This window comes from Brevundimonas variabilis, from assembly GCF_014199945.1.
GTDB lineage: Bacteria > Pseudomonadota > Alphaproteobacteria > Caulobacterales > Caulobacteraceae > Brevundimonas > Brevundimonas variabilis.
In genome coordinates this window covers 207,489-229,076 of record NZ_JACHOR010000002.1, presented here as the reverse complement: position 1 = coordinate 229,076, position 21,588 = coordinate 207,489, and the positions used below count along the sequence as shown (strand labels likewise).

Annotated in this window: 25 protein-coding genes and 1 tRNA gene; 13 read left to right on the top strand and 13 right to left on the bottom strand. The window is 63.5% G+C overall.

Annotated elements, in window-relative coordinates:
- Positions 1–23 precede the first annotated feature (23 nt).
- Positions 24–272: a DUF4170 domain-containing protein gene (locus GGR13_RS05815; RefSeq protein ID WP_183212562.1), complete on the top strand. Its 249-nt coding sequence runs from the start codon at positions 24–26 to the stop codon at positions 270–272.
- Positions 256–495, top strand: a complete 240-nt coding sequence (locus GGR13_RS05810; RefSeq protein WP_183212561.1) for a hypothetical protein — start codon at positions 256–258, stop codon at positions 493–495. The genes GGR13_RS05815 and GGR13_RS05810 overlap by 17 nt, the downstream gene beginning before the upstream one ends.
- Positions 496–498: 3 nt before the next feature.
- On the opposite strand, the gene GGR13_RS05805 is transcribed toward GGR13_RS05810, so the two are convergent.
- Positions 499–1,164 carry a fused DSP-PTPase phosphatase/NAD kinase-like protein gene (locus GGR13_RS05805; protein WP_183212560.1) on the bottom strand — a complete coding sequence of 222 codons (666 nt, stop codon included), beginning with the start codon at positions 1,162–1,164 and terminating at the stop codon, positions 499–501.
- A gap of 76 nt (positions 1,165–1,240) precedes the next feature.
- Between GGR13_RS05805 and GGR13_RS05800 the strand changes: the two genes are divergently transcribed.
- The 4 genes from GGR13_RS05800 to lpxK are packed head-to-tail and all read left to right on the top strand — an operon-like array spanning position 1,241 to position 6,069.
- Positions 1,241–3,073, top strand: coding sequence for an ABC transporter ATP-binding protein (locus tag GGR13_RS05800; RefSeq protein ID WP_183212559.1), 1,833 nt, complete (start codon positions 1,241–1,243; stop codon positions 3,071–3,073).
- 1 nt (position 3,074) lies between these two features.
- Positions 3,075–3,761, top strand: coding sequence for a lysophospholipid acyltransferase family protein (locus tag GGR13_RS05795; protein ID WP_183212558.1), 687 nt, complete (start codon positions 3,075–3,077; stop codon positions 3,759–3,761).
- Positions 3,761–5,056: a 3-deoxy-D-manno-octulosonic acid transferase gene (locus GGR13_RS05790; protein ID WP_183212557.1), complete on the top strand. Its 1,296-nt coding sequence runs from the start codon at positions 3,761–3,763 to the stop codon at positions 5,054–5,056. The genes GGR13_RS05795 and GGR13_RS05790 overlap by 1 nt, the downstream gene beginning before the upstream one ends.
- The gene (gene lpxK / locus GGR13_RS05785; RefSeq protein WP_183212556.1) at positions 5,053–6,069 is read left to right on the top strand and encodes a tetraacyldisaccharide 4'-kinase; all 1,017 of its coding nucleotides are present in this window, start codon (positions 5,053–5,055) and stop codon (positions 6,067–6,069) included. The genes GGR13_RS05790 and lpxK overlap by 4 nt, the downstream gene beginning before the upstream one ends.
- A 2-nt stretch (positions 6,070–6,071) precedes the next feature.
- On the opposite strand, the gene GGR13_RS05780 is transcribed toward lpxK, so the two are convergent.
- From GGR13_RS05780 to rplJ, 3 genes are all read right to left on the bottom strand, one after another.
- Entirely contained in the window at positions 6,072–6,749 is a 678-nt protein-coding gene (locus tag GGR13_RS05780) for a type 1 glutamine amidotransferase domain-containing protein (RefSeq protein ID WP_183212555.1), read from the bottom strand.
- A gap of 151 nt (positions 6,750–6,900) precedes the next feature.
- Complete coding sequence (gene rplL / locus GGR13_RS05775) at positions 6,901–7,284, bottom strand: 50S ribosomal protein L7/L12 (protein WP_183212554.1); 384 nt, start codon at positions 7,282–7,284, stop codon at positions 6,901–6,903.
- 56 nt (positions 7,285–7,340) lie between these two features.
- Positions 7,341–7,856 (bottom strand): 50S ribosomal protein L10, encoded by a 516-nt coding sequence (rplJ, locus tag GGR13_RS05770; protein ID WP_183212553.1) that lies wholly within the window; start codon positions 7,854–7,856, stop codon positions 7,341–7,343.
- A gap of 477 nt (positions 7,857–8,333) precedes the next feature.
- Between rplJ and GGR13_RS05765 the strand changes: the two genes are divergently transcribed.
- Positions 8,334–9,500 (top strand): aspartyl/asparaginyl beta-hydroxylase domain-containing protein, encoded by a 1,167-nt coding sequence (locus GGR13_RS05765; protein ID WP_246347713.1) that lies wholly within the window; start codon positions 8,334–8,336, stop codon positions 9,498–9,500.
- A 63-nt stretch (positions 9,501–9,563) separates the two neighbouring features.
- Here the strand turns inward: GGR13_RS05765 and rplA are convergent, their stop codons facing one another.
- The 7 genes from rplA to GGR13_RS16735 all read right to left on the bottom strand — a co-directional run bounded on the left by rplA (position 9,564) and on the right by GGR13_RS16735 (position 13,569).
- Positions 9,564–10,253: a 50S ribosomal protein L1 gene (gene rplA, locus GGR13_RS05760; protein WP_183212552.1), complete on the bottom strand. Its 690-nt coding sequence runs from the start codon at positions 10,251–10,253 to the stop codon at positions 9,564–9,566.
- 3 nt (positions 10,254–10,256) lie between these two features.
- Entirely contained in the window at positions 10,257–10,688 is a 432-nt protein-coding gene (gene rplK / locus GGR13_RS05755) for a 50S ribosomal protein L11 (protein WP_183212551.1), read from the bottom strand.
- A gap of 177 nt (positions 10,689–10,865) precedes the next feature.
- On the bottom strand, positions 10,866–11,447 hold the full coding sequence (gene nusG / locus GGR13_RS05750) for a transcription termination/antitermination protein NusG (RefSeq protein ID WP_183212550.1): 582 nt from the start codon (positions 11,445–11,447) through the stop codon (positions 10,866–10,868).
- 13 nt (positions 11,448–11,460) lie between these two features.
- On the bottom strand, positions 11,461–11,760 hold the full coding sequence (gene secE / locus GGR13_RS05745) for a preprotein translocase subunit SecE (protein ID WP_183212549.1): 300 nt from the start codon (positions 11,758–11,760) through the stop codon (positions 11,461–11,463).
- Positions 11,761–11,827: 67 nt separating this feature from the next.
- A tRNA-Trp gene (locus GGR13_RS05740) sits at positions 11,828–11,903 on the bottom strand.
- A 114-nt stretch (positions 11,904–12,017) separates the two neighbouring features.
- Positions 12,018–13,352, bottom strand: a complete 1,335-nt coding sequence (locus tag GGR13_RS05735) for a hemolysin family protein (protein ID WP_183212548.1) — start codon at positions 13,350–13,352, stop codon at positions 12,018–12,020.
- A 94-nt stretch (positions 13,353–13,446) separates the two neighbouring features.
- Positions 13,447–13,569: a hypothetical protein gene (locus tag GGR13_RS16735; RefSeq protein ID WP_281380552.1), complete on the bottom strand. Its 123-nt coding sequence runs from the start codon at positions 13,567–13,569 to the stop codon at positions 13,447–13,449.
- A 197-nt stretch (positions 13,570–13,766) separates the two neighbouring features.
- On the opposite strand from GGR13_RS16735, the gene GGR13_RS05730 reads away from it, so the two are divergent.
- A complete protein-coding gene (locus tag GGR13_RS05730) occupies positions 13,767–14,750 on the top strand; it encodes a ferritin-like domain-containing protein (RefSeq protein WP_183212547.1) in 984 nt (327 codons plus the stop codon).
- A gap of 58 nt (positions 14,751–14,808) precedes the next feature.
- Here the strand turns inward: GGR13_RS05730 and GGR13_RS05725 are convergent, their stop codons facing one another.
- A complete protein-coding gene (locus tag GGR13_RS05725; protein ID WP_183212546.1) occupies positions 14,809–16,128 on the bottom strand; it encodes a metal-dependent hydrolase family protein in 1,320 nt (439 codons plus the stop codon).
- 321 nt (positions 16,129–16,449) lie between these two features.
- Between GGR13_RS05725 and GGR13_RS05720 the strand changes: the two genes are divergently transcribed.
- On the top strand, positions 16,450–16,941 hold the full coding sequence (locus tag GGR13_RS05720; protein ID WP_246347712.1) for a murein L,D-transpeptidase catalytic domain-containing protein: 492 nt from the start codon (positions 16,450–16,452) through the stop codon (positions 16,939–16,941).
- Positions 16,942–16,987: 46 nt separating this feature from the next.
- On the top strand, positions 16,988–17,917 hold the full coding sequence (locus tag GGR13_RS05715; protein ID WP_183212544.1) for a 2-hydroxyacid dehydrogenase: 930 nt from the start codon (positions 16,988–16,990) through the stop codon (positions 17,915–17,917).
- On the opposite strand, the gene GGR13_RS05710 is transcribed toward GGR13_RS05715, so the two are convergent.
- Complete coding sequence (locus GGR13_RS05710) at positions 17,914–18,429, bottom strand: EF-hand domain-containing protein (RefSeq protein WP_183212543.1); 516 nt, start codon at positions 18,427–18,429, stop codon at positions 17,914–17,916. The genes GGR13_RS05715 and GGR13_RS05710 overlap by 4 nt on opposite strands.
- A 130-nt stretch (positions 18,430–18,559) precedes the next feature.
- On the opposite strand from GGR13_RS05710, the gene GGR13_RS05705 reads away from it, so the two are divergent.
- Genes GGR13_RS05705 through GGR13_RS05695 form a run of 3 tightly spaced genes read left to right on the top strand, consistent with a single transcriptional unit; the run spans position 18,560 to position 21,575 of the window.
- Positions 18,560–19,522 (top strand): ArsR/SmtB family transcription factor, encoded by a 963-nt coding sequence (locus GGR13_RS05705; protein ID WP_183212542.1) that lies wholly within the window; start codon positions 18,560–18,562, stop codon positions 19,520–19,522.
- Positions 19,519–20,511 carry a methylenetetrahydrofolate reductase [NAD(P)H] gene (gene metF, locus GGR13_RS05700; protein WP_183212541.1) on the top strand — a complete coding sequence of 331 codons (993 nt, stop codon included), beginning with the start codon at positions 19,519–19,521 and terminating at the stop codon, positions 20,509–20,511. The genes GGR13_RS05705 and metF overlap by 4 nt, the downstream gene beginning before the upstream one ends.
- Positions 20,508–21,575 (top strand): homocysteine S-methyltransferase family protein, encoded by a 1,068-nt coding sequence (locus GGR13_RS05695; protein ID WP_183212540.1) that lies wholly within the window; start codon positions 20,508–20,510, stop codon positions 21,573–21,575. Before metF ends, GGR13_RS05695 begins: the two co-directional genes overlap by 4 nt.
- The last annotated feature ends 13 nt before the right edge of the window (positions 21,576–21,588 follow it).

The window sequence follows — 21,588 nt, the reverse complement described above, 5'->3', positions numbered from 1 at the left end:
CCAACGTCGCTGAAAAGTCGTCCATGTCCCAACATACTGAAGTCGAAGCCCAGCAACTGCTTCACATCGTGATCGGTGGCGAACTGCGCCACCTCGATGCGCCGGTGTTTCGCGACCTTTCAAAGGTCGAATTCGTCGGAGCCTTTGGCAGCTATGCCGAGGCCCGCCAGGCCTGGAAGGCCCGGGCCCAGGCCACGGTCGACAACGCTCACATGCGGTTCTTCATCCTGCACGCCCACCGGATGATCGACCCGCGTGGCGATTCACACTGAGGCAGCCATGACCCTGTTCGGTACGACCCTCGACGGCCAGCAGATTGCCGGTCTTGTCGGCCTCTTGGCCGTTCTGGCCTTCTGGCTGTTTGCCTACCGTGGCGAACGCAGTGCCATCCAGAACTTCCGGGCCTGGGAAGCCGCGCGCAAGTCGAGGAAAGACGCCGAGGACGGGGTCAAGCCGGAGGGCACGTCCGGCCCCGGTACGGGTCCCTGGGGCTGAGGCCTATTCCCGCCGGAGCAGCTTCTCCGTCAGCAGGGTGCCCCACCACTGCGCCTTGAACTCAGCGCGGATGGCCTTGGGGTCGTAGGCCTCGCTGTCGATCCAGTCGATGAAGCTCACGCCTGTCGGTTCAACCTCGTTGAGGTATTTCTCCAGCGTATAGTCGAGGACCCCGGTCAGCCCCTCGCGGCTGTGGAGATAGGTCTTCGAAAGCTGGCCGATGGCTTGAGACATCGGCTCGCCAAGATGGAAATGCCGGTAGAAGACCGCCATCATGCCTGCGCGGTCCGCGCCGGACTTGCAGTGGATCAGCACCGGATATTCGATCGTCTGAAACAGGGCCCGCGCGCGATGCACGCGGTCCTTCTGAGGTGCATCGCGGCTGTCCAGGGGCGCATCGATCAGCGTCAGCCCGAGACGCGCGCAAGCGTCCTTCTCCAGCGCATAATAGGCTTCGTCCCTGACCCCGCGCAGATTGATGACGGTGCGGATCCCCTGTGTTTTCCAGTATGCGAGCTGCCGGGGAGACGGCTGGTTTGTCCGGACCAGATCCGGCCCGAGCCAGTGGGCGTTCATGAACCAGCGCCTCAGAAAGGCATGATCCTTCCAGACATAGTCCCAGCGCGCCTTGAAACGGCCGCGGGGGGTGGTGAGGTCGTAGCGTGACATGGATCGCAGATAGCCGCTCATCTTCCTCAGCGCCACGGCGCTTGACTTGTGGCTGTTCCCGTCCGACCTCCGACCCATGACGAACCCGCCGCTTGCAACCAAGGACACTGACCGATCGCGTCCGCTGCTGGGCCGGATCTGGCAGGACTACCTGTTTCAGCACAGGGGGGCTCTGATCCTGTCGATCCTGTGCGCAGCCGTCGTCGGCCTCATGTCGGCCACGGCCCTGCAACTGCTGCAGCCGGCTATCGACGGCCTGTTTCTGGACAAGCCGGTGAAGGTCTGGGGTGTCATCACAATTCAGCCGGAAAGGGCCCTGTTCACGATCCCCTCCCTGATCGTGGGCATTGCCGTGATCTGGACGATCGCTGCCCTCGGGCAGGCGGCACTCGTGAACCGGCTGGGCCACAGCATTGTAGGTGACATCCAGGTCCGCCTGTTCGGTGCCATGATCCGAGCCGATCTGGCGCGACTGCGCAGCCAGCATTCCGGCGGATTCGTCTCTTCCGTTCTGTTCGACGCCAATCTGGTGCGCGAGGCCTTCACAAACGGCATCGTCAACTACACCCAGCACGGCCTGACCCTGATCGCCGTCCTCGCCTACATGGCCTCGATCGACTGGCAGCTCACGCTGATCGTCCTGCTGGGTGCACCGCTGGTCAGTCTGATCATCCGTCGCTTTGGCAAGCGCACGAGAAAGGCCACCACAGGCGCGATGAAGGAGACGGAGAACCTGTCGACGGCCCTGATGGAAAATCTCGACGGCGTTCGCCTGATCAAGATCGAGAACCGGGAAGCAGCGGAGGAGTCACGCGTGGCCGAGGTCGTCGCCCGCCGCCAGCGTCATGTCATCAAATCAGCCGATGCGCGCGCGTTCGCCGGACCCTTCTCCAACCTTGTGGCCATGATCATCGTCGCAGCGGTCATGGGCTATGCAGGTTGGCGCGCCCAGTCTGATGACATGACGGTCGGCGCGTTTGCCGCCTACATTGCGCTGCTGATGGCCGCTGGACAGAGCCTGCGGCAGGTCACCAACCTGCAGACGGTGCTGGCGGAAGGACTGACCGCTGCAAACCGCCTGTTCGCCGCCCTCGATATCTCGCCGGAGATTCGTCAGGCCGATACCCCGAAACCACTACCGCCGGGTCCGGTCACGATCAGTTTCGATCGGGTTTCATTCGCCTATTCCCAGGCAGCACCGACCTTGGCTGACATCAGCCTGACTGTGGCACCCGGCGAAACGGTTGCTCTGGTCGGACCCTCGGGTGGCGGCAAGTCGACCATCCTGTCCCTGCTCCCGCGGTTCTATGACGTCACGGGCGGAGCCATCACCCTCAACGGAACCGATCTCCGGGAGCTGAGCCTGACCGAGGTTCGAGACCGGATTGCCCTGGTCACACAGGAACCGTTCCTGTTCGACGATACCCTCGCAGCCAACATCGCCTATGGCCGCCGGGGGGCCACGGAGGCCCAGATTGCCGACGCTGCGCACGCCGCCGCCGCGCACGAGTTCATCATGGCCCTGCCGGAAGGCTATGCCACCCGGGCGGGGGAAGGCGGAATGCGCCTGTCGGGAGGACAGCGCCAGAGGATCGCCATCGCGCGGGCATTTCTGAAGGACGCTCCGATCCTGCTTCTCGATGAAGCCACCTCTGCACTCGATACAGAGAGCGAAGCTCTGGTGCAGGCCGCGCTCGAACGGCTGATGCAGGGCCGAGCGACGCTGATGATCGCGCACCGCCTGTCGACGGTCATGAATGCGGATCGCATCCACGTCATTGAATCGGGCCGTGTGGTCGAGACCGGCAGCCACGCGTCCCTGATCGCGCGCGGCGGCCTCTACAGCCGTCTGGCGCAGCAACAGTCTCTGGACGGGGTGCCCGAGCCGACTGTCGAAACCGTCGCCTGACATGAGGCCGCTCCGAAACCCGGTCATACAGGCGTGTCTCGCCCATATTCTCGCGGGATGGATGACGTTCTGCTTCGCCACGATCCGATGGACCTTTGAAGGTCGCCCGCTCGTCGAACAGGTCTGGCGGGACGGCGGCGGCGTCCTCTGCGCCTTCTGGCATTCACGGATCGCCCTCAGTCCGGCCTCTTGGCCGCTGGACAGGGCCCAGCCAGTGAAGGCTCTGGTGTCGCTGTCTCCGGACGGACAGTTCATTGCCCGTGCCGTGGGGTTGCTGGGCATCCCGTCGGTACGAGGGTCTTCTGCGAACAAGGACAAGTCGGGTCAGGCCAAGGGCGGTGCACAGGCCCTGCGCGACGGCCTGAAGCAGTTGAAGGTCGGTGCGCTGGCGGTCACCCCGGATGGCCCCCGCGGGCCGGCGCGCCAGATGGCCGAGGGGTTGCCATTGCTGGCGAAGATTTCTGGTGCGCCCGTCGTCTTCATCGGCCTGAGCTGCAAGCCGTCCATCCGCCTTAACAGCTGGGACCGGGCCCTCCTGCCGCTTCCCTTCGGCAAGGGTGCGATCGTCTATGATCTGGACCGGTTTCCGCCCAATGGCGACATACCGTCGGTCGTTGCGGAATGGACGGATCGCCTGACCGCTGCCGAAGCCCGCGCCGACGCCATCACGGGGGCTCCACGCCTGTGATGAGCCCAGCCCTCGTCGCCTATCGCCTGTTGACGAAGCTTCTCGAGCCGCTGGCTCCCCGCCTGCTCGACGCCCGCGTCAAACAGGGAAAGGAAGACCATGCCCGTGTCGATGAACGGCTGGGCATTGCGGGCAGCCCCCGTCCCGCTGGCGATCTTGTCTGGCTGCATGGTGTCAGCGTTGGCGAAACCCTGTCGTTGCTGCCAGTCGTGGAACGCTTTCAGAAGCTCAGGCCCGACCTGACCCTTCTTGTGACGTCGGGCACGCGCACCTCGGCCGAACTTCTTGGCCGCCGGTTGCCACAGGGCGTCATTCACCAGTTTGCGCCGGTCGACGGTCCCGTCGCCGTGTCACGGTTTCTCGATCACTGGCAACCCGGCCTTGGCGTCTTCGTCGAAAGCGAACTCTGGCCAAACCTGATCACGGCAGCCAGGACGCGCGGCGTCAGGCTCGCCCTCGTCAGCGCCAGGATCACCGAGAAGACAGCCGATGGCTGGCGAAAGGTGCCGGGCATGGCCCGGCAGATCCTGTCCGCCTTTGACCGCGTCATGCCCCAGGACGAGGCCTCTGCTGCACGGCTCGAGGCGCTCGGCGCCCGGATCGACGGGTTGGTGAACCTGAAACTGTCCGGCGGGCCCCTGCCCCACGACACAGCCGCCTTCAGCCATCTCTCGGCGGCCATAGGCGACAGGCCCGTCGTGGTCGCCGCCAGTACCCACCCGGGCGAGGAACTGGCCATCGTCCACGCCCTTGATGGTCTGGCGGACCGCATCTGCCTGATTCTGGTCCCGCGCCATCCCGAGAGAGGAACAGAGATCGCAACCGCCCTGACGCGTGAGGGCTATCGGTTCGTCCTGCGGTCCCGGGGCGGCAAGCTTGGTGCGGATACGGACCTCTATGTGGCCGATACCCTTGGTGAGCTGGGCCTGTTCCTGCGTCTGGCCGATGTGGTCGTCATGGGCGGGAGCTTTGGTTCCAGTCTCGCGCTTGCACCGGTGGGCGGGCATAATCCGCTGGAGCCCGCGCGGCTTGGCAAGCCGATGATCGCAGGGCCCGATGCTGCAAACTGGGCAACCGTCACGGCCGATCTGCGCACGGCGGGCGGTCTGTCGGTCGTCGAGCACCCGGCCGATCTGACAGTGATCATTTCTGCCCTGCTTGCCGATCCAGCGACAGCCCGCGCCATGGGTGAGCGCGCCAGGCGGGCAGCAGCGGATGCCGGAGCCGGCCTCGAGCGCCTGTGGGATGGGCTCCAGGCCCTGCTTCCGCCGGATCGCGGATCGGCACGCCCATGAAGCTGTCCACGCCCCGCTGGTGGTACGAGCGCAACCCGAAACATGCGCGCATCACCCGAATGCTGCTCAAGCCCGCATCATGGCTCTGGGCCACAGCCACCGCCTGCCGCATTGCCTGCGCTCGACCTGTCGACGTTGGCATTCCGGTAATTTCTGTCGGCAATCTCACCGTCGGTGGATCCGGCAAGACCCCGGTCGCCCGCGAAATCCTCCGCCTGCTACGCACGCAAGACATCAACGCCCAGGCCCTGTCTCGCGGGTACGGCGGACGCCTGGAAGGGCCGGTTCAGGTCAACTCTGCCAGCCACTCAGCCGCGGATGTCGGCGATGAACCGCTGATGCTGGCGGCGGACGCGCCGGTCTGGATCGCGCGTGATCGTGTTGCCGGCGCGCGCGCTGCAATCCTCGCCGGGGCTGGGGCGCTGGTCCTGGACGATGCCCACCAGAATATGGCGCTGCGAAAGACACTGAGCCTCATCGTCGTCGATGGCGAAACCCGAGCCGAAGAATGGCCCTTCGGCGATGGATCGGTCTTTCCGGCCGGCCCCATGCGCGAGCCGTTACGGGCGGGTCTTGAGCGTGCCGATGCGGTCGTGGTGCTGCTGCCGGCCGATCATCCAGCCCCTGAGTCCGATCTGATCGCCCTGTTCCGCGAGCTGCCCGTGTTCATCGCCCGACTGATGCCCGTAGGGCCACCGCCGCAGGGCCCTCAGGTCGGGTTTGCCGGGATCGCCAAACCATGGAAGGTCGAGCGCGCACTTGTCGCCGCCGGGTGCGACCTGAAGGATTTCGCGCCCTTTCCAGACCACGCCAACTACCGTGAGGAGGACCTGGTCTTCCTTCGCGATCGTGCGGCGCTGTTTGATGCTGGTCTGGTCACGACTGAGAAAGACTGGGTGCGCCTGCCCCCCGCATGGCGCACCCGCGTCACTTCATGGCCGGTCGTGGCCCGCTTTGATGATGAAGCCGGCTTTGTGGCCTGTCTCATCCGCGCCGCCCAAAATCCGGCCTGACCTCACCCCAGCAGGGCCAGAAGGGCCTTGGCCGCTTCTTCAGACGATTGAGGGTTCTGGCCCGTCACGAGCTTGCCGTCAGTGACCACATGGGACGACCAGTCTGCGCCCTTTGAGTAGTCGCCGCCGTTGGCCTTGAGCATGTCCTCGACAAGGAACGGGACGATGTCCGTCAAGCCGACGGCCTCCTCTTCGGAGTTGGTGAAGCCCGCGACCTTGCGGCCCTTGACCAGGAATGCGCCGTCCGCGGCCTTTACATGCCGAAGCACGCCCGGAGCATGACACACGGCACCGATCGGCTTGTTGCTGCTGGCAAAGGCTTCGATCAGTTTGATCGAGGTCTGGTCTTCGGCGAGATCCCACAGGGGTCCGTGACCGCCGGGATAGAAGACGGCATCGAAATCATCGGCCTTGACGCTGTCCAGTCGGACGGTTTCGGCAAGCGCCTTTTGAGCGGCATCATCGTCCTTGAACCGGCGGGTGGCATCCGTCTGGGCGTCAGGCTCGTCGCTCTTGGGATCCAGGGGTGGCTGGCCTCCCTTTGGTGACGCCAGAACAACATCGGCGCCAGCATCCTTGAGGACATAATACGGCGCAGCGAACTCCTCGAGCCAGAAACCGGTCTTCTTGCCGGTGTCGCCAAGTTGGTCGTGCGAGGTCAGAACCATCAGAATATTCATGGGGCCGTCTTTCGTTGGGGGAAAGCTCCAGATGGGGTCCCTCCGGTGTCATCGCCACCCACGCATACGAAAACGGGCCCGATGGTTTCCCACCGGACCCGCTTCGACAGCCGCTGCCCCCTGACCGGAGGCAGCGGAAACAGGATCGAACTTACTTGATTTCGATCTTGGCGCCGGCTTCTTCCAGCTTCTTCTTGATTTCGTCGGCGGTCTGCTTGGAGACGTTCTCGACGACGTTGGTCGGAGCAGCTTCGACCAGGTCCTTGGCTTCTTTCAGACCCAGGTCCGAACGCACGCCACGGACTTCCTTGATCACGTTGATCTTCTTGTCGCCGCCGTCGACCAGGACAACGGTGAACTCGGTTTGCTCTTCAGCAGCTTCGGCAGGGGCAGCAGCGCCACCGGCAGGCATCGCCATGGCGACGGGAGCAGCAGCAGAGACGCCCCACTTTTCTTCAAGCAGCTTGGACAGTTCGGCAGCTTCGAGGACGGTCAGCTTGGACAGGTCTTCGACGATCTTGGACAGGTCGGTCATTTCGGATTTTCCTTCGGAAGATGAGGTTTAGAGATTTGCGAAGATGGAAGGGTCGCTTACGCGGCGTCCTTGGTGGCATAGGCGCTGAACACGCGGGCCAGTTGGGAAGCCGGAGCCTGAACAACACCGGCAACCTTGGTCGCAGGTGCATTGAGCAGGCCAAGCAGCGAAGCGCGGATCTGATCCAGCGAAGGCAGTTTCGACAGCGTCGAGATGCCCGCAGCGTCCAGAACCTTGTCACCCATGAAGCCACCCTGGACGACGAACTTGTCGTTGCCCTTGGCGAATTCTGCGGTGACCTTGGCGGCAGTCACGGCGTCCGGTGCATAGGCGATGCCCACCGGACCCTTGAACAGGGCGTGGTGCGCCGAGCCTTCGGATACGTCGAGCGCCTTGAGCGCCAGGCGGTTCTTGACCACCTTGAATGCGCCGCCTTCCTTGCGGAGGCGTCCACGCAGGTCTTCCATGTCCGCAACGGTCAGGCCCAGGTTATGGGCCACGACCACGGCACCGGCGTCTGCGAACACGCCCTTGAGCGTCTCGATCGACTCGGCTTTTTGTGCGCGGTCCATTGCGGTCTCCAGTCTAGAGTTCGCCGCCGGGCTTATTCCCGAAGACGATATGGTCGGATCAGCGCACGTTTCCGCGCGACGACCAGACCGGTAGCGATGTCCGAAGGATGCGTCCGACGTGGGTCCGTCCCGGATCGCGGGACCGACGGCTGCCTTTGCGTCCCCATCTCCCCACGGTACCAGAGGGCTCTCTGGCGCTTACGGCTCGGGTGACCCCCGTGCCCCACGGTTCTCGGACAGGACCGTCGGGACCGGGGTCACGACGGGAAGGGGCGCTCTATACACGCTGCTGCCGCGAACTCAAGGCCGATCTTGCCGCTAAGTCCAACTCCCTGAGCATCTGCGACGCCCGTTTCCCAACGGCCACAGGACACAATAATATCCAGAGTACCGTTCGATGACCAATGCTTCCCGTTGACCTGTGTGCGCTGACGGCAGAGACAGAACGCGAGTCTCCTAAGGCGAGGGACGCGCACTATGGACCCCATGACCGATCAGGCGGACTATCTCCGGCGCGCAGGTGAGGCCTTGGCCCGCAAGGACACGGCCACCGCGATTGGACTGCTCGATCGCGCCGATGCCATCGCACCAAGCCATGGCGGTACTCTCAACCGTGCGCTCGCTCTTCGGCTGAACGGGGACTTCCGCGGCGCTCTCGTACAGATCGATCGGGCGCTTGCAATGCAGCCCTATGATTTCGTGGCCCTGCTGTCGAAGGCATCCCTGCTGGAAAAGGTAGGACAGGCGCGAGCGGCCGTGCCCGTCTATCGCAACGCGCTGAAAATCGCACCGCCAAGGGAACGCTGCCCGCCAGGTCTGATCGCTCAGATCGACTACGCCACCGATCTTGTCCGCCGTGACGCCGAGGCCCTGAGGGAGCACATGCGCCGCGCAGTTGTTGAGTTGCGAGACACGGTCGATGCCGTAACGCTGGACCGGTTCGATGAGGGCCTGGACATCTATGCCGGGCTGAAGGTCGCGCCAAGGCAGGAACCGATCCTTCTGAACTACCCTCGCCTGCCCGCCATTCCCTTCTATGACCGGGCACTCTTCCCCTGGCTGGGCGAGCTCGAGGCTGCCACGCCATTGATCCAGGACGAACTGGCCACGCTGTTGGACACGGCCTTCGACGAGTTTGCCCCCTATATCGCCTATCCGCCCGAGGCTCCGGTCAATCAGTGGGGCGAGTTGAACCACTCCCGCAAATGGACCTCGCTGTTCCTCTGGAAGGATGGCCAACGCCAGTCTGACGTCTGTGCCCGCTGTCCGGGCACCACGGCCCTGCTGGAGAGCCTGCCCATGGCCCGGCAGGAGTCCTTTGCTCCGACGGCAGTGTTCTCGGCGCTGGAGCCCCATACTCACATCCCGCCCCACACAGGCTCGGCCAATGTGCGCCTGCTCTGCCATCTGCCCCTCATCCTGCCGGGCCCCGCGCGCTTCCGGGTCGGCAACACAACCCGTGACTGGGAGATCGGCCAGGCCTGGGTGTTCGACGACACGATCGAGCACGAAGCCTGGAACGACGCCGATGCCCTTCGTGTGATCCTGATCTTCGACGTCTGGAACCCGTTCCTCGCCGAAGGTGAAAAGGCCCTGATCACGGCGATGATGCAGGCCCAGCGTCAGTACATGATGCTGCCCTGAAGCCATGAAAAAGGGCGGTGGCCTTGCGACCACCGCCCCGTTTCATTTGCGATCAAACGACCCTCAGGCCGTCAGCGACGCCGGATCGACCTTCACGCCCGGGCCCATCGTGGACGACAGGGTGATGCGCTTGACGTAGGTCCCCTTGGCACCGGCCGGCTTGGCCTTCTGCAGGGCGTCGACGTAAGCCTTGACGTTCGCTTCGAGGGCTTCCTGGGTGAAGGAGGCCTTGCCGATACCTCCGTGAGCAATACCGGCCTTCTCGACGCGAAACTCGACGGCACCGCCCTTGGCGTCCTTGACGGCCTGGGCGACGTTCGGGGTCACGGTTCCGACCTTGGGGTTGGGCATCATGCCGCGCGGGCCGAGCACCTTACCCAGACGACCAACGAGGGCCATCATGTCCGGCGAGGCGATGACGCGATCGAAGTCCATGAAGCCGCCATTGATCCGCTCGTACAGATCTTCGGCACCCACGACGTCGGCGCCGGCCGCAAGGGCTTCGGCGGCCTTGGCGTCCTTGGCGAAGACGGCGACGCGAACGTCACGGCCTGTGCCCGACGGCAGGTTGACCACGCCGCGGACCTGCTGGTCAGCGTGACGGGGATCGACACCAAGGTTGACGGCGATCTCGATCGACTCATCGAACTTGGCCGATGCGTTGTCCTTGACCATCTTCACGGCGTCGGAGCAGGCCAGCAGGGCGACGTTGTCGTGCGTGCGGGCCTGGATGCGCTTTGTTGACTTGGCCATGGCTTACTTCTCCACCACGTTCAGGCCCATCGCGCGGGCCGAGCCTTCGATGATCTTGGCCGCAGCCTCGATGTCGTTGGCGTTCAGATCCTTCATCTTCTTCTCGGCGATCTCGCGCAGCTGCGTGCGGGTAACCTTGCCGACCGTCTCGCGGCCCGTGAGCTTGGCGCCGGATGTGATGCCGACGGCCTGCTTCAGATAGTGGGTCGCGGGCGGGGTCTTGGTGACGAAGGTAAAGCTTTTGTCCTGGTAGACCGTGATCACGGTCGGCAGGGGCGTGCCTTTGACTTCCTTCTCGGTACGCGCGTTGAACTCCTTGACGAAGCCCATGATGTTGACGCCGCGCTGTCCGAGTGCCGGCCCGATCGGGGGCGAAGGCGTTGCGGAACCGGCTGGCACCTGCAGCTTGATATAGCCGAGGATCTTCTTGGCCATTGGTCTCTCCTGATGAAGGTCCGGGGTTCAGTCCGGGCCGGTGAGCCGTGGTGCGGCATGGCTGCCTCCCACGGATTTGTCCCACAGCCGGAGCTATGGGAGGCGCGCGTGTAGCAGAGGGGGGAACGCGAAGCAACGCATCCCCTCGCCGACGTGAGATGGGAAGATAGCGGGCCTTTAGCCCGCGTTCTTTTCGACCTGATTGTATTCGAGGTCGACGGGCGTGGGACGGCCAAAGATCGATACGGCGACGCGCAGGCGGGCCGCGCCTTCGTCCACGCTCTCGACCTGGCCTTCGAAGCTGGCAAACGGTCCGTCGATGACCTTGACGGTTTCGCCGATGTCGAAGCGGATCGTGGGCTTGGGACGCTCGACGCCTTCCTGCACCGCACCGATGATGTTCTGGACTTCGCGCTCCGACACGGGCAGCGGCTTGGTGCCGCCTGCAGCGCCAAGGAAGCCCGTGACCTTGGGCGTGTTCTTGACCAGGTGATACGCGTCGTCAGTCAGTTCCATCTTCACCAGCACATAGCCAGGGAAGAACTTGCGCTCGGAATTCACCTTGCGGCCACGACGGATCTCGACGACGTCCTCGGTCGGAACCAGGATTTCGGAGAAACAGTCGGACAGGCCCTGCTGTTTGGCCTGATCGGTCAAGTGCTGGGCCACCTTCTTTTCGAAGTTGGAATAGGCGTGGACGATGTACCACTTGTGCCGCGGGTTGGTGGCGGGCTTGGTGTCGAGTGCGACGTCGGTCATGGGGGAGCCCTCCTCAGGAGCCGAACGAGATGATCTGGCGGAACGCGAAGCCAAGGCCCGTGTCCACGATCCAGAAGAAAATGGCGGCTAGAACAACCATGATGAACACCATCACCGACGTGATCCAGGTTTCCTTGCGCGAAGGCCATACGATCTTGCGACCCTCGGCCTGGACCTGGCTGACAAACTGGCCAGGCGAGGTGCGTTTCTTGGGCGCAGGCGCATCGACGGTGACCGTCTGACCGGCTGCCGCGCTCTGGACCTTGGCCCCCATCGAGGGGCGACGTCCGCCGGGTGTCTTGGCCTTGGCCATCAGGGTCTCTTCATCGTCTTGGTCCTGTCGCCCCAGATGGGGACTTCCACACGGATACGACAGGGGATGGCAGGAGTTGGGGGATTCGAACCCACGACCCCCGGTTTTGGAGACCGGTGCTCTACCAGCTGAGCTAAACTCCTAGGGTCCCGTACGGACGACCTACATCTCGGGTTACCCCTCGACGCACGCCATTCGCCAGAGCGGGGCGTATGCCTGACTGGCTTGGCGTTTTCAAGCGCAAACCGGACGAAGCCTCAGTCGTCGAAATGCTCGGCGACGGCGCGAGCCTCGTCTTCACGCTTCACGATCTGACGGAAGATCAGCTTGTCGATGCGGCGATCGTCCATATCGATGATCTCGACCTCGAACCGACCGAGCTGAAGAATTTCGCCCTCATCGGGCACGCGCGACAGTTGGTGGAGCACCAGTCCTGCGATGGTGTGGAAACCTTCGGCTTCCCCGAAATCTTCACCAAGGATGTCGGCAAGCTCATCCAGATCCGTCTGGCCATCGACCGCCCAGGATCCGTCCTCACGCTGCCGCACCATCTGCTCGGCGTCGTCGTGCCCCTCGTCAAAGTCTCCGGCGATCATTTCCAGCAGGTCGGTCGCCGTCACGACGCCCTCGAAGGCTCCGAACTCGTCGACCAGAAAGGCCATGTGGACCTTGGAAGACTTCAGGATCTCCAGCGCCTTGAGCACCGAGGTCGACTGGGGAATGAAGGCCGGAAGCTGAATATGCTTCTCGATATTGAACTCGCCATTGTCCAGCAGGCTGTCCAGCAGGTCCTTCTTGTGGACCACGCCAAGCGGATTATCGACGTCGCTTTCACGGGCCACAACGATCCGGGAATAGGGACAGGTTCTCACCTCTTCGCGCAGGACAGCATCGGAATCATCGAGTGCGACCCAGAAAACCTGGTGGCGCGGTGTCATGGCGACCCGAATCGGGCGGTCGCCCAGACGCAGGATTTCCTCGATCATCGTCTGCTCTTCAGGTTCGATCAGGCCCGCCGAGGTACCCTCGGCGATCATGGTTTCGACCTCCTCCTGGGTCACGTCAGAACCATCCCGGTCCTTCACGCCCATCAGTTTCAGGATCGCGGAGGTGGACGAGGTGAGCAGAAGAACGAACGGATAAAGGACGATGGCAACGGTCGAAATAGGCGCCGCCATCTTGGAGGCGATGCTTTCGGGGAAGATCAGGGCGAGCCGCTTTGGGACCAGCTCGCCGACGATAAGCGAAACATAGGTGATGCAGATAACGACAAGCGCCGTCGAGAACACCTCGGTGTAGGCCGCCACCGCCGGAAATGACGCTTCGAGAATCAGATTGAGCTCGCCGGCGATCGTGGCCTGACCATACGCACCCGCAAGAATGCCGATCGACGTGATCCCCACCTGAACGGCAGACAGAAAATGAGTCGGGTTTTCTGCCAGCTTGAGTGCGGCGCGTGCTCCCTTGTCTCCGCGCTCGGCCCGGCTCTGGAGCTTGGACTTTCGGGACGAAACGACCGCCAGCTCAGTCATGGCGAACACGCCGTTAAGCACTACGAGGAGCACAACGACGACAGTGGCGATCAGTAACATCGAGGGGGTTTTGAAACCGGCGCGGCGCGACAGTCGGCATCCGCAGGGACTCTCTTAGTCGAGGTCCGCCCTTTTCGCCATGATTTCCTTGCTGTCACCCCAGCCGAACGGCTTCGATCGAGACATGGGCCGCAGTCTGAACCCTGTCGATGGTCGCGCAGGCGGACATCCCGATCAGCGTGCCGACAAAAATTCCGATGTGCAGGGCGCGTCGCATGCTTAACAGGTCCTTAATCTTCGTTAACGGACCTAGCTTTCAAAAACGCTTGGATGGCAAGAGATCTCGCCTGTCAGGCGTAAGTGCAGGGCAGCATTCCGGTCGGGCCGCAAAGGCGGCGGCAAGTTTTTTTATGGCCAAGCTGAGGCCAAAGCATCCTCGATACGTAGCTTTGGTTCCACTGGAGGAACAAAGCCGTGTCCAAGACCGATCTGATTCTGAATGCGCTCGACGCACGTGTTAAACGTCGCGATGATCGTCGAAATTTCTTCAAGCTCAGCGGCGGATTTGCTGTAGGGGCCGCCGGCGGTGCTGTCCTCAGCGCGTGCGGCAGTTCGGCCGGAAATGCCATCGCACAAAACCCGCCACCCAGTAACGAAGCTGCCGACTTCGCCGTTCTGAACTTTGCGCTGAACCTGGAATATCTTGAGGCGCAGTTCTATTCCTTTGCCGCATTCGGCACAGGCCTCGCTGGAACCGACCTTACAGGTGTGGGGACGCAAGGAGCGGTGACTGGCGGGCGTCAGGTTGCATTCGTCGATCCGGTCGTCCGGCAATACGCCAACGAGATCGCTCAGGATGAAATCGTCCACGTCAAATTCCTGCGCCAGGTGCTTGGAAGCAACGCCGTTGCCCAGCCAGCCATCGATGTCGGGGTCGGGCCGAATTCGGCCTTCTCGAACGCGGCTCGCGCGGCAGGGCTGATTGGCGCAGGGGCCACCTTTGACCCCTACGCCTCAGACGAGAACTTCCTGCTTGGTGCCTATATCTTCGAGGACGTCGGCGTCACGGCCTATAAGGGGGCATCACCGCTCCTGAACAACAAGACCTATCTGGAAGCCGCGGCCGGCATTCTGGCAGCAGAAGCGTATCACGCCGGTCTCGTTCGTACGGTTCTCTATGCCAAGGGCGTTGCAACCCCGGCGCTTCGCACAGGCGCGGACGCCATCTCCAACGCGCGCGACAGCCTCGATGGCTCGACGGATCTGGATCAGGGCATCAGCCCGACCGGAGCCGGCAACACCGCAGCTTCGAATATCGTACCGCTCGACGCCAACGGCATTGCCTACAGCCGGACGACCCAGCAAGTCCTGAACATCGTCTATCTGACGGCTGCAGCCAGCGCGACCAGCGGTGGGTTCTTCCCCGCCGGGCTGAACGGATCGATTCGCAGCACCTGATCCCCGGAACTGCGATCGATTGGGCCCGCCCTCCAGCCAGCGGGCGGGCCTTTTTGATTCAGCGGTCGTCGCGATGAACGACGCCGGCCCTCATCACGAACCGCATCCGCTCCAGTTCGCTCACGTCCGCCAATGGATCACCGCGCACAGCCACCAGATCGGCTGGCATGCCCGGAGCAATCCGGCCCGCCTCGTTCGCAAGTTGAAGGTGGGCCGCTGCGTCCACTGTCGCCGCTTGAATCGCTTCAAGCGGTGTGAGGCCCGCACGAACGAGGAGCGTGAACTCCTGGGCATTGTCACCATGCGCAGACACTCCGGAGTCCGTTCCGAACGCGATCCGCACACGGCCCTGATGAGCACGACGGGCCATGTCCAACATCTTGGGTCCCGCCTCCAGGGCCTTGGCAGTCTGGGCGGGCGTGAAGAAATTGTCCGGGCCTGACGCGACCCGCGCCACGAAATCACCCGCAAGCAGGGTCGGCACGAGATAGACGCCCTCGCGTCGGAAAAGCTGGATCGATTCGTCGTCGAGATAGGTCCCGTGCTCGATCGAATCGCCACCAGCCTTCAGGAAGGCATTGATACCGTCGGCACCATGGGCATGAGCTGTGACCTGCCGCCCCATCCGATGAGCCACTTCGACGATCGACGCCAGTTCGTCCTCGGTAAACTGCTGGCTTAGCCCGGCCGCCGTATTCGAAAGGACGCCCCCCGTCGCCGTGATCTTGATGATGTCCGCTCCGGCGCGCACCTGCAGCCGGACCGCACGACGACAGTCCTCGGCACCCGAACAGACGCTTTCCGGCGATAGCAGGTGCATGACGTCTTCGCGGAAGCCATTGATGTCCCCGTGCCCGCCATGGACCGACACCGCCGAACCCGAGGCAATGATCCGGGGCCCGGGCACATCTCCGCGTCGAACCGCGTCTCGCAGGGCAAAGATCGCTTCGTTGCTGGCTCCGAGGTCTGCAACCGTGGTGAAGCCGGCCATCAATGTCCTGCGAGCGTATCGGGCTCCGACCATCGCCTGCTCGGCATTGGACTGGGTAACTTCCTCAAGCCGTCCGTTCGGATTCTGCTGGCTGGTCAGGTGGACATGGCTGTCGATCAGGCCCGGCAGCACAAAACCGTCCCTCAGATCGATGACCCGTCCTTCGCCAACGAAGCCATCTCGGATCTCGACCACCCGAGTGCCTTCGATCACGATAGTTTTATCGCGCAGTACAGTCCCGGTTTCCGGATCGGCCAGAAGTCGCCCCACTTGCACGAACGTGGGTTGGACCGGGGCTGGCCCTGTCGCTGTGGTCTGGCCTGATTGCGCCAGCGCCGGCGCGGCGCAGACCACAATCGCGGCCACAATCATCGAAAGTCTCGTCATGTTCAGTCCCCTTGTCCTGCCGCTCACCATAACGACCCCGGGCCGATCGCCAAGGCTCGGGTTGATTGGGTCACCGGCTTGGTGAACAACCCGAATTCGGTTGGTCATGGGCAAGGGCGTTGCATGCAGCTTTCACGGCGCGGTTTGATCTTCGGTGGCACAGCTATTTTGGGCGGTTGCGCAACAGCGGACATCGCGCCAGTCGCGGAGGCCCTTCAGGCTCCAGCAGCGATGACTGTTCTGGCCCCGGTCGGTACCCGAGTCGCAGCGCAGATATCACCAAGGCCGCTCGATCCGTCGGGGGTTGTTCGAAGCGATCTGATGCAGCGCGCGATGGCGGCGCTGGACATTCATCACCGCCGAATCCCGCTTCGCGACCGGATGTATCTCGTCGACTTCCAGAAATACTCGGGCGAACCCCGACTTTATGAGGTCGACCTGTTGCAGGGCGAAGTCGTCGCGTTCCGCACGACGCACGGCCGGGGCTCGGATCCAACGCATTCCGGTTTCGCCCGCGATTTCTCAAACACTCCGGACAGCTTCATGTCCTCGCTTGGAGCCTACGCCACGGCCGGACCGGGCTGGGGAACCCTGCAGGGGCCGAATGTGCTGCTAGACGGACTGGAATACTCCAATGATCGGGCGCGGGAACGGGCGATCATTGTCCACGGCGCCGACTATGCCGATCCGGACTTTCTGGCGCGCGAAGGCAAGCTCGGCCGGTCGTACGGCTGTTTCTCACTCGCCCATGCCGATCTGCCGACCTTGCGGGAGCGGATGGGTGAAGGCCGGCTGCTGTTCGCAACAGCCTGATTGAAAGGCGACTGGTCAGCAGCCTGATCTGACGTGACAATGGGGCATGTCCGATCGCCCCGCCGTCCTGATCATGCAGCGTCACCTTGGTCCGGTGACCGCCTTCCTCGAAAGCTTCTGCAGCGTCTATCGCCTGTGGGAAGGTCCGCCGATCGAAGCGCAAGCCGATGTGCGCGCGGTCGTGGTGGCGGGCGAGTTCCCGCTGGACAAGGACCTGATCGGGCGCCTGCCAAACCTGAGGCATATCGCCTGTTTCACCGCTGGCTATGACGGCATCGATGTCGACTGGTGCCATGCGAGGGGCCTGACCGTTACCCATGCGCCGGGCGTGAACCATGAAGATGTCGCTGACCATGCCATCGGCCTCATCCTCGCGGCGCGGCGGCGGATCGTCGATGGCGACCAGAAGGTGAAGGACGGCACATGGCTTCTCGACGACCGGCTGATGACCCGGTCACTGAAAGGCCAGAAACTGGGTATCGTCGGGCTGGGCGACATAGGACAGGCGGTCGCCCGCCGCGCTGAACCCATGCGGATGACGATCGCCTGGTGGGGACCTCGCGTGAAGGACAGCCCCTGGCCCCGGGCACCCAGTCTGCTGGCGCTCGCACGGGAGAGCGACATCCTGATGGTGGCCTGCCGGGCAGACGACACCAACCGCGGCCTGATCTCTGCCGAGGTCATCGAGGCGCTTGGTCCGGATGGGCTTCTTGTCAACGTTGCCCGCGGCCAACTCGTTGACGAAGACGCATTGATCACAGCCCTGAAAGACGGACGCCTGGGTCAGGCAGCACTGGACGTCTTTCTGGACGAGCCGACCGATCCGGCACGCTGGGCCGACGTGCCGAACGCCGTGCTGACCCCGCATACGGGCGGTGCGACGTCAGAGGCGGTTCAGGGCATGCTCATGCTGCTGGTCCAGAATCTCCAGGCGGTTCTCAATGGTGCACCTGCGGCAACGCCTGTCAGGTCCTAATCTCCGGATGGGTCACCCATCGGCGGCATTTGATCGCCAGACGGCGGTGAACCGAATCCGCCCCCAGGGCGGCCTGGAAACGACGGCCGTTCGTCTGAGGAAACGAGACCGTCTCCATTCCTGTCCTGTTCGCGAAACCGCGCAGTCGCAGAGACGCGCATTTCCTCGCGGGTGATCCGGCGGTCGCCGTCGGAATCAGCGGAAGCAAACATCTGGCCCATCGGTCCGGCACCGCGACCGCCGCCCTGCCCCGGCCCACCGGGCCCTTGTCCGCCCTGGCCCGGTCTGCCCTGTCCCTGAGCGCGCTGGCCCATCGCTGCGATCTCGGGTTCGGTGATGGCACCGTCCCGGTCTGCGTCGAGACGGTCAAACATGCGGTCCGATCGCTGAAGCGAGACCTCCAGAGTTTCCGGCGGGATCATGCTGCCTCTGACCTGCGCGGCTGCGGCACCGACGCCAACACCCAGAAGTCCAAGCCCGATCAGGGCGCTGGGGATGATCTTGTGTTCCATGGCGAACTCCGAAGCCGTTGTTCATCCAACGCGTCAGGCTGGATGATCCGTCGCCCGGATTGCAGGAACACGAAGGAACAACACAGCTTTACCCTTGCCAAATCATATAAGGATATCGTTATATGATTTTATGGCCCTGACAGCAGACCAGACAGTGGACGCCTTGCGTGCCGCCGGAGAGCCGACACGGCTGCGGGTGCTGGCCCTCCTGTCAGCCGAGGAATTGTCGGTGATGGAATTGTCCCGCGTCCTCGACCAGAGCCAGCCGCGAGTGTCCCGCCATCTTAAGCTGATGACCGACGCCGGGCTGATCGAGCGTTTCCCTGACGGCGCGCGTGTCTTCTATCGCATCAGTGCAGATCCGCAGACCCATCGACTGGTCGACATGATTCTGGACCTTCTGGATGATGCGGAGGGTCTCGCCGACCATGAACGTCTCGAGCAGGTGCGGACCGAGCGCGCCGCTGCTGCTGCGGCCTATTTCGAGAAGGTTGCACCGCAGTGGGACCGGATCCGGTCCTTGTATGTGGCCGAAACGGCCGTGGAAGCGGCTATCGAAACCGCTGCAGGACCGGGTCCGTTTCAGCGGGTTGTCGACCTGGGAACAGGCTCGGGGCGGATGCTGACACTCCTCGGGAAACGAGCATTGATGTCAATCGGGCTCGACCTCAGCCACAACATGCTGAATATCGCCCGGACCAATGTGACCCGCGCCGGACTGGACAGGGTCGAGTTGCGGCATGGCGACATCTTCGCCACGCGGTTGCCGGCTCAAAGCGCCGATCTGGTACTGGTCCATCAGGTTCTGCACTATCTGGTCGATCCCCAGGCCGCCGTTCTGGAAGCCGCGCGTCTGGTAGGACCAGCCGGACGTCTGCTGATCATCGACTTCGCGCCCCACGAACTGGAAAGTCTCCGCGAAGAGCACCAGCATCGCCGCCTCGGTTTCTCCGATGAAGAGATCGCACGGTGGCTTGCCGATGCCGGCCTCGCACCCGAGCAGCCGGTGGCTCTGCCACCTGACACGGACGGCCTTACCGTAACCATCTGGCCCGCGACCCGCCCGACCCTGTTAGAGAGACAAGCCGCATGACGGCCGAAATCGTTTACTCCGCTGCCCCGGCGCAGGGCCCCGGCCCCGCTGCGACCCTGGCCGAGGCTCGCGCGCTGCTTCTCTCTCCGCTGGGACCGGTCGCGCGGGCGGGCGAAAACGCAAACCCCGTTCAGGTGTCGTTCGAGTTCTTCCCGCCGAAGACCGATGAAGCCGAGGCCAATCTGTGGAAGGCCGTTCGCCGCCTGGAGCCGCTGAACCCGGCCTTCGTTTCGGTGACCTATGGTGCGGGCGGCTCGACGCGCGAGCGCACGCACCGAACGGTCCAGCGGATGCTCGCCGAGACGACCCTGAAGCCTGCCGCTCACCTGACCTGCGTCGAAGCCAGTCGTGACGAGGTCGATCAGGTCATTGCGGACTACAAGTCCATCGGCGTGGATCACATCGTGGCCCTGCGCGGGGATCCCCCTGGCGGCGCAGGTATCGGTGGGGCTTATCGGCCGCGCGAAGACGGTTACGCCAATGCCACCGAACTCGCACAGGCGATCCAGCGCATCGGCGGATTCCAGACGACGGTCGGGGTCTATCCGGAGAAGCATCCGGAAAGTCCGTCGATCGAGCATGACATCGATGTCCTGAAGGCCAAGGTCGACGCGGGGGCGACGCGTGCCCTCAGCCAGTTCTTCTTCGACATCGACGCCTTCCTGCGGTTCCGCGACCGCATCCAGGCCGCCGGGGTGACCATCCCGCTGATTCCCGGGATCATGCCGGTGTCGAACTTTGGCGGGCTGCAGCGGATGAGCGCAGCCTGCGGAGCCTCGGTCCCCGCTTGGCTGGCCTCGCATTTCGACGGGCTGGACGACGACCCGGAGACCCGCAAGCTGCTTGCCGCCTCGGTTGCCGCCGAAACCTGCGCCCGGCTGCAGGAAGAAGGCTTTTCCGATTTCCACTTCTACACCCTGAACCGTGCGGACCTCGTCTATGCGATCTGTCGCGTGCTGGGCGTTCGCGAACAGAAAGTGGCTGCATGACCCGCGCCGATCGCATTGCCGCACTCCATGCTGCAGCAAAGGAACGGATCCTCGTTCTGGACGGATCGTGGGGGGTCATGATCCAGCGGCGCGAGTTGTCCGAAGATGATTTCCGCGGCGAACGGTTCGCCGACCACATCGGGCAGATGAAGGGCAACAACGACATCCTGTGCATCACCCGCCCGGATGTCATCGCGGACCTGCACGACCAGTATTTCGCCGCGGGTGCCGACATCTCGGAGACGAATACCTTCTCGGCCACGACGATCGCCCAGGACGACTATCACCTCGATGAGCAGTCGGTGTGGGACATCAATCTGGAAGGCGCAAAGCTGGCAAGGGCCTCGGCCGACCGCTGGACGGCGAAGGAGCCGCACAAGCCGCGCTTCGCCGCCGGATCGATCGGCCCGCTGAACAAGATGCTATCGATGTCGTCGGACGTGAACGACCCCGGCGCGCGGCTGGTGACCTTCGATCAGGTCTACGAGGCCTATCGCCACCAGGTGCGGGCCCTGAACGAGGGCGGGGTCGATCTGTATCTGATCGAGACCATCACCGACACGCTGAACTGCAAGGCCTGTATCAAGGCCATCAAGGACCTTGAGGACGAGGGCATGGACGCCCTGCCAATCTGGATTTCCGGGACCATCACCGACCGGTCCGGCCGGACCCTGTCAGGCCAGACCGCCGAGGCCTTCTGGAACAGCGTGCGTCACGCCAAGCCCTTCGCAGTCGGGTTCAACTGCGCCCTGGGTGCCGATCTGATGCGGCCGTTCATTGCCGAACTGAGCCGCGTCGCCGATACGCTGGTGGCCGCATACCCCAATGCCGGCCTGCCCAATGCCATGGGCCAGTACGATGAGGAACCACACCAGACCGCCCACTTCATCGAGGAATGGGCCGCGTCCGGGCTGGTCAACATTGTTGGCGGCTGCTGTGGCACGACGCCCGATCACATCCGGCATACAGCAGACGCCGTATCAAAACTGCCGACACGAGACATTCCGGAACGACCGGTCGCGATGCGGCTGTCAGGACTGGAACCGTTCGAGATGGTGGCATGAACGGAACACAGTC

Bases quoted from the DNA above. Each gene is read 5' to 3' on its own strand.
- GGR13_RS05710 (WP_183212543.1), bottom strand. From the start codon at position 18,429: ATGGAACACAAGATCATCCCCAGCGCCCTGATCGGGCTTGGACTTCTG.
- GGR13_RS05795 (WP_183212558.1), top strand. From the start codon at position 3,075: ATGAGGCCGCTCCGAAACCCGGTCATACAGGCGTGTCTCGCCCATATT.
- metF (WP_183212541.1), top strand. From the start codon at position 19,519: ATGACGGCCGAAATCGTTTACTCCGCTGCCCCGGCGCAGGGCCCCGGC.
- GGR13_RS05720 (WP_246347712.1), top strand. From the start codon at position 16,450: ATGCAGCGCGCGATGGCGGCGCTGGACATTCATCACCGCCGAATCCCG.
- lpxK (WP_183212556.1), top strand. From the start codon at position 5,053: ATGAAGCTGTCCACGCCCCGCTGGTGGTACGAGCGCAACCCGAAACAT.
- GGR13_RS05780 (WP_183212555.1), bottom strand. From the start codon at position 6,749: ATGAATATTCTGATGGTTCTGACCTCGCACGACCAACTTGGCGACACC.
- GGR13_RS05790 (WP_183212557.1), top strand. From the start codon at position 3,761: ATGAGCCCAGCCCTCGTCGCCTATCGCCTGTTGACGAAGCTTCTCGAG.
- GGR13_RS05805 (WP_183212560.1), bottom strand. From the start codon at position 1,164: ATGTCACGCTACGACCTCACCACCCCCCGCGGCCGTTTCAAGGCGCGC.
- rplA (WP_183212552.1), bottom strand. From the start codon at position 10,253: ATGGCCAAGTCAACAAAGCGCATCCAGGCCCGCACGCACGACAACGTC.
- GGR13_RS05725 (WP_183212546.1), bottom strand. From the start codon at position 16,128: ATGACGAGACTTTCGATGATTGTGGCCGCGATTGTGGTCTGCGCCGCG.
- GGR13_RS05695 (WP_183212540.1), top strand. From the start codon at position 20,508: ATGACCCGCGCCGATCGCATTGCCGCACTCCATGCTGCAGCAAAGGAA.
- GGR13_RS05705 (WP_183212542.1), top strand. From the start codon at position 18,560: ATGGCCCTGACAGCAGACCAGACAGTGGACGCCTTGCGTGCCGCCGGA.
- secE (WP_183212549.1), bottom strand. From the start codon at position 11,760: ATGGCCAAGGCCAAGACACCCGGCGGACGTCGCCCCTCGATGGGGGCC.
- GGR13_RS05815 (WP_183212562.1), top strand. From the start codon at position 24: ATGTCCCAACATACTGAAGTCGAAGCCCAGCAACTGCTTCACATCGTG.
- GGR13_RS05800 (WP_183212559.1), top strand. From the start codon at position 1,241: ATGACGAACCCGCCGCTTGCAACCAAGGACACTGACCGATCGCGTCCG.
- GGR13_RS05715 (WP_183212544.1), top strand. From the start codon at position 16,988: ATGTCCGATCGCCCCGCCGTCCTGATCATGCAGCGTCACCTTGGTCCG.
- GGR13_RS05735 (WP_183212548.1), bottom strand. From the start codon at position 13,352: ATGTTACTGATCGCCACTGTCGTCGTTGTGCTCCTCGTAGTGCTTAAC.
- rplK (WP_183212551.1), bottom strand. From the start codon at position 10,688: ATGGCCAAGAAGATCCTCGGCTATATCAAGCTGCAGGTGCCAGCCGGT.
- GGR13_RS16735 (WP_281380552.1), bottom strand. From the start codon at position 13,569: ATGCGACGCGCCCTGCACATCGGAATTTTTGTCGGCACGCTGATCGGG.
- nusG (WP_183212550.1), bottom strand. From the start codon at position 11,447: ATGACCGACGTCGCACTCGACACCAAGCCCGCCACCAACCCGCGGCAC.
- rplL (WP_183212554.1), bottom strand. From the start codon at position 7,284: ATGACCGACCTGTCCAAGATCGTCGAAGACCTGTCCAAGCTGACCGTC.
- GGR13_RS05765 (WP_246347713.1), top strand. From the start codon at position 8,334: ATGGACCCCATGACCGATCAGGCGGACTATCTCCGGCGCGCAGGTGAG.
- rplJ (WP_183212553.1), bottom strand. From the start codon at position 7,856: ATGGACCGCGCACAAAAAGCCGAGTCGATCGAGACGCTCAAGGGCGTG.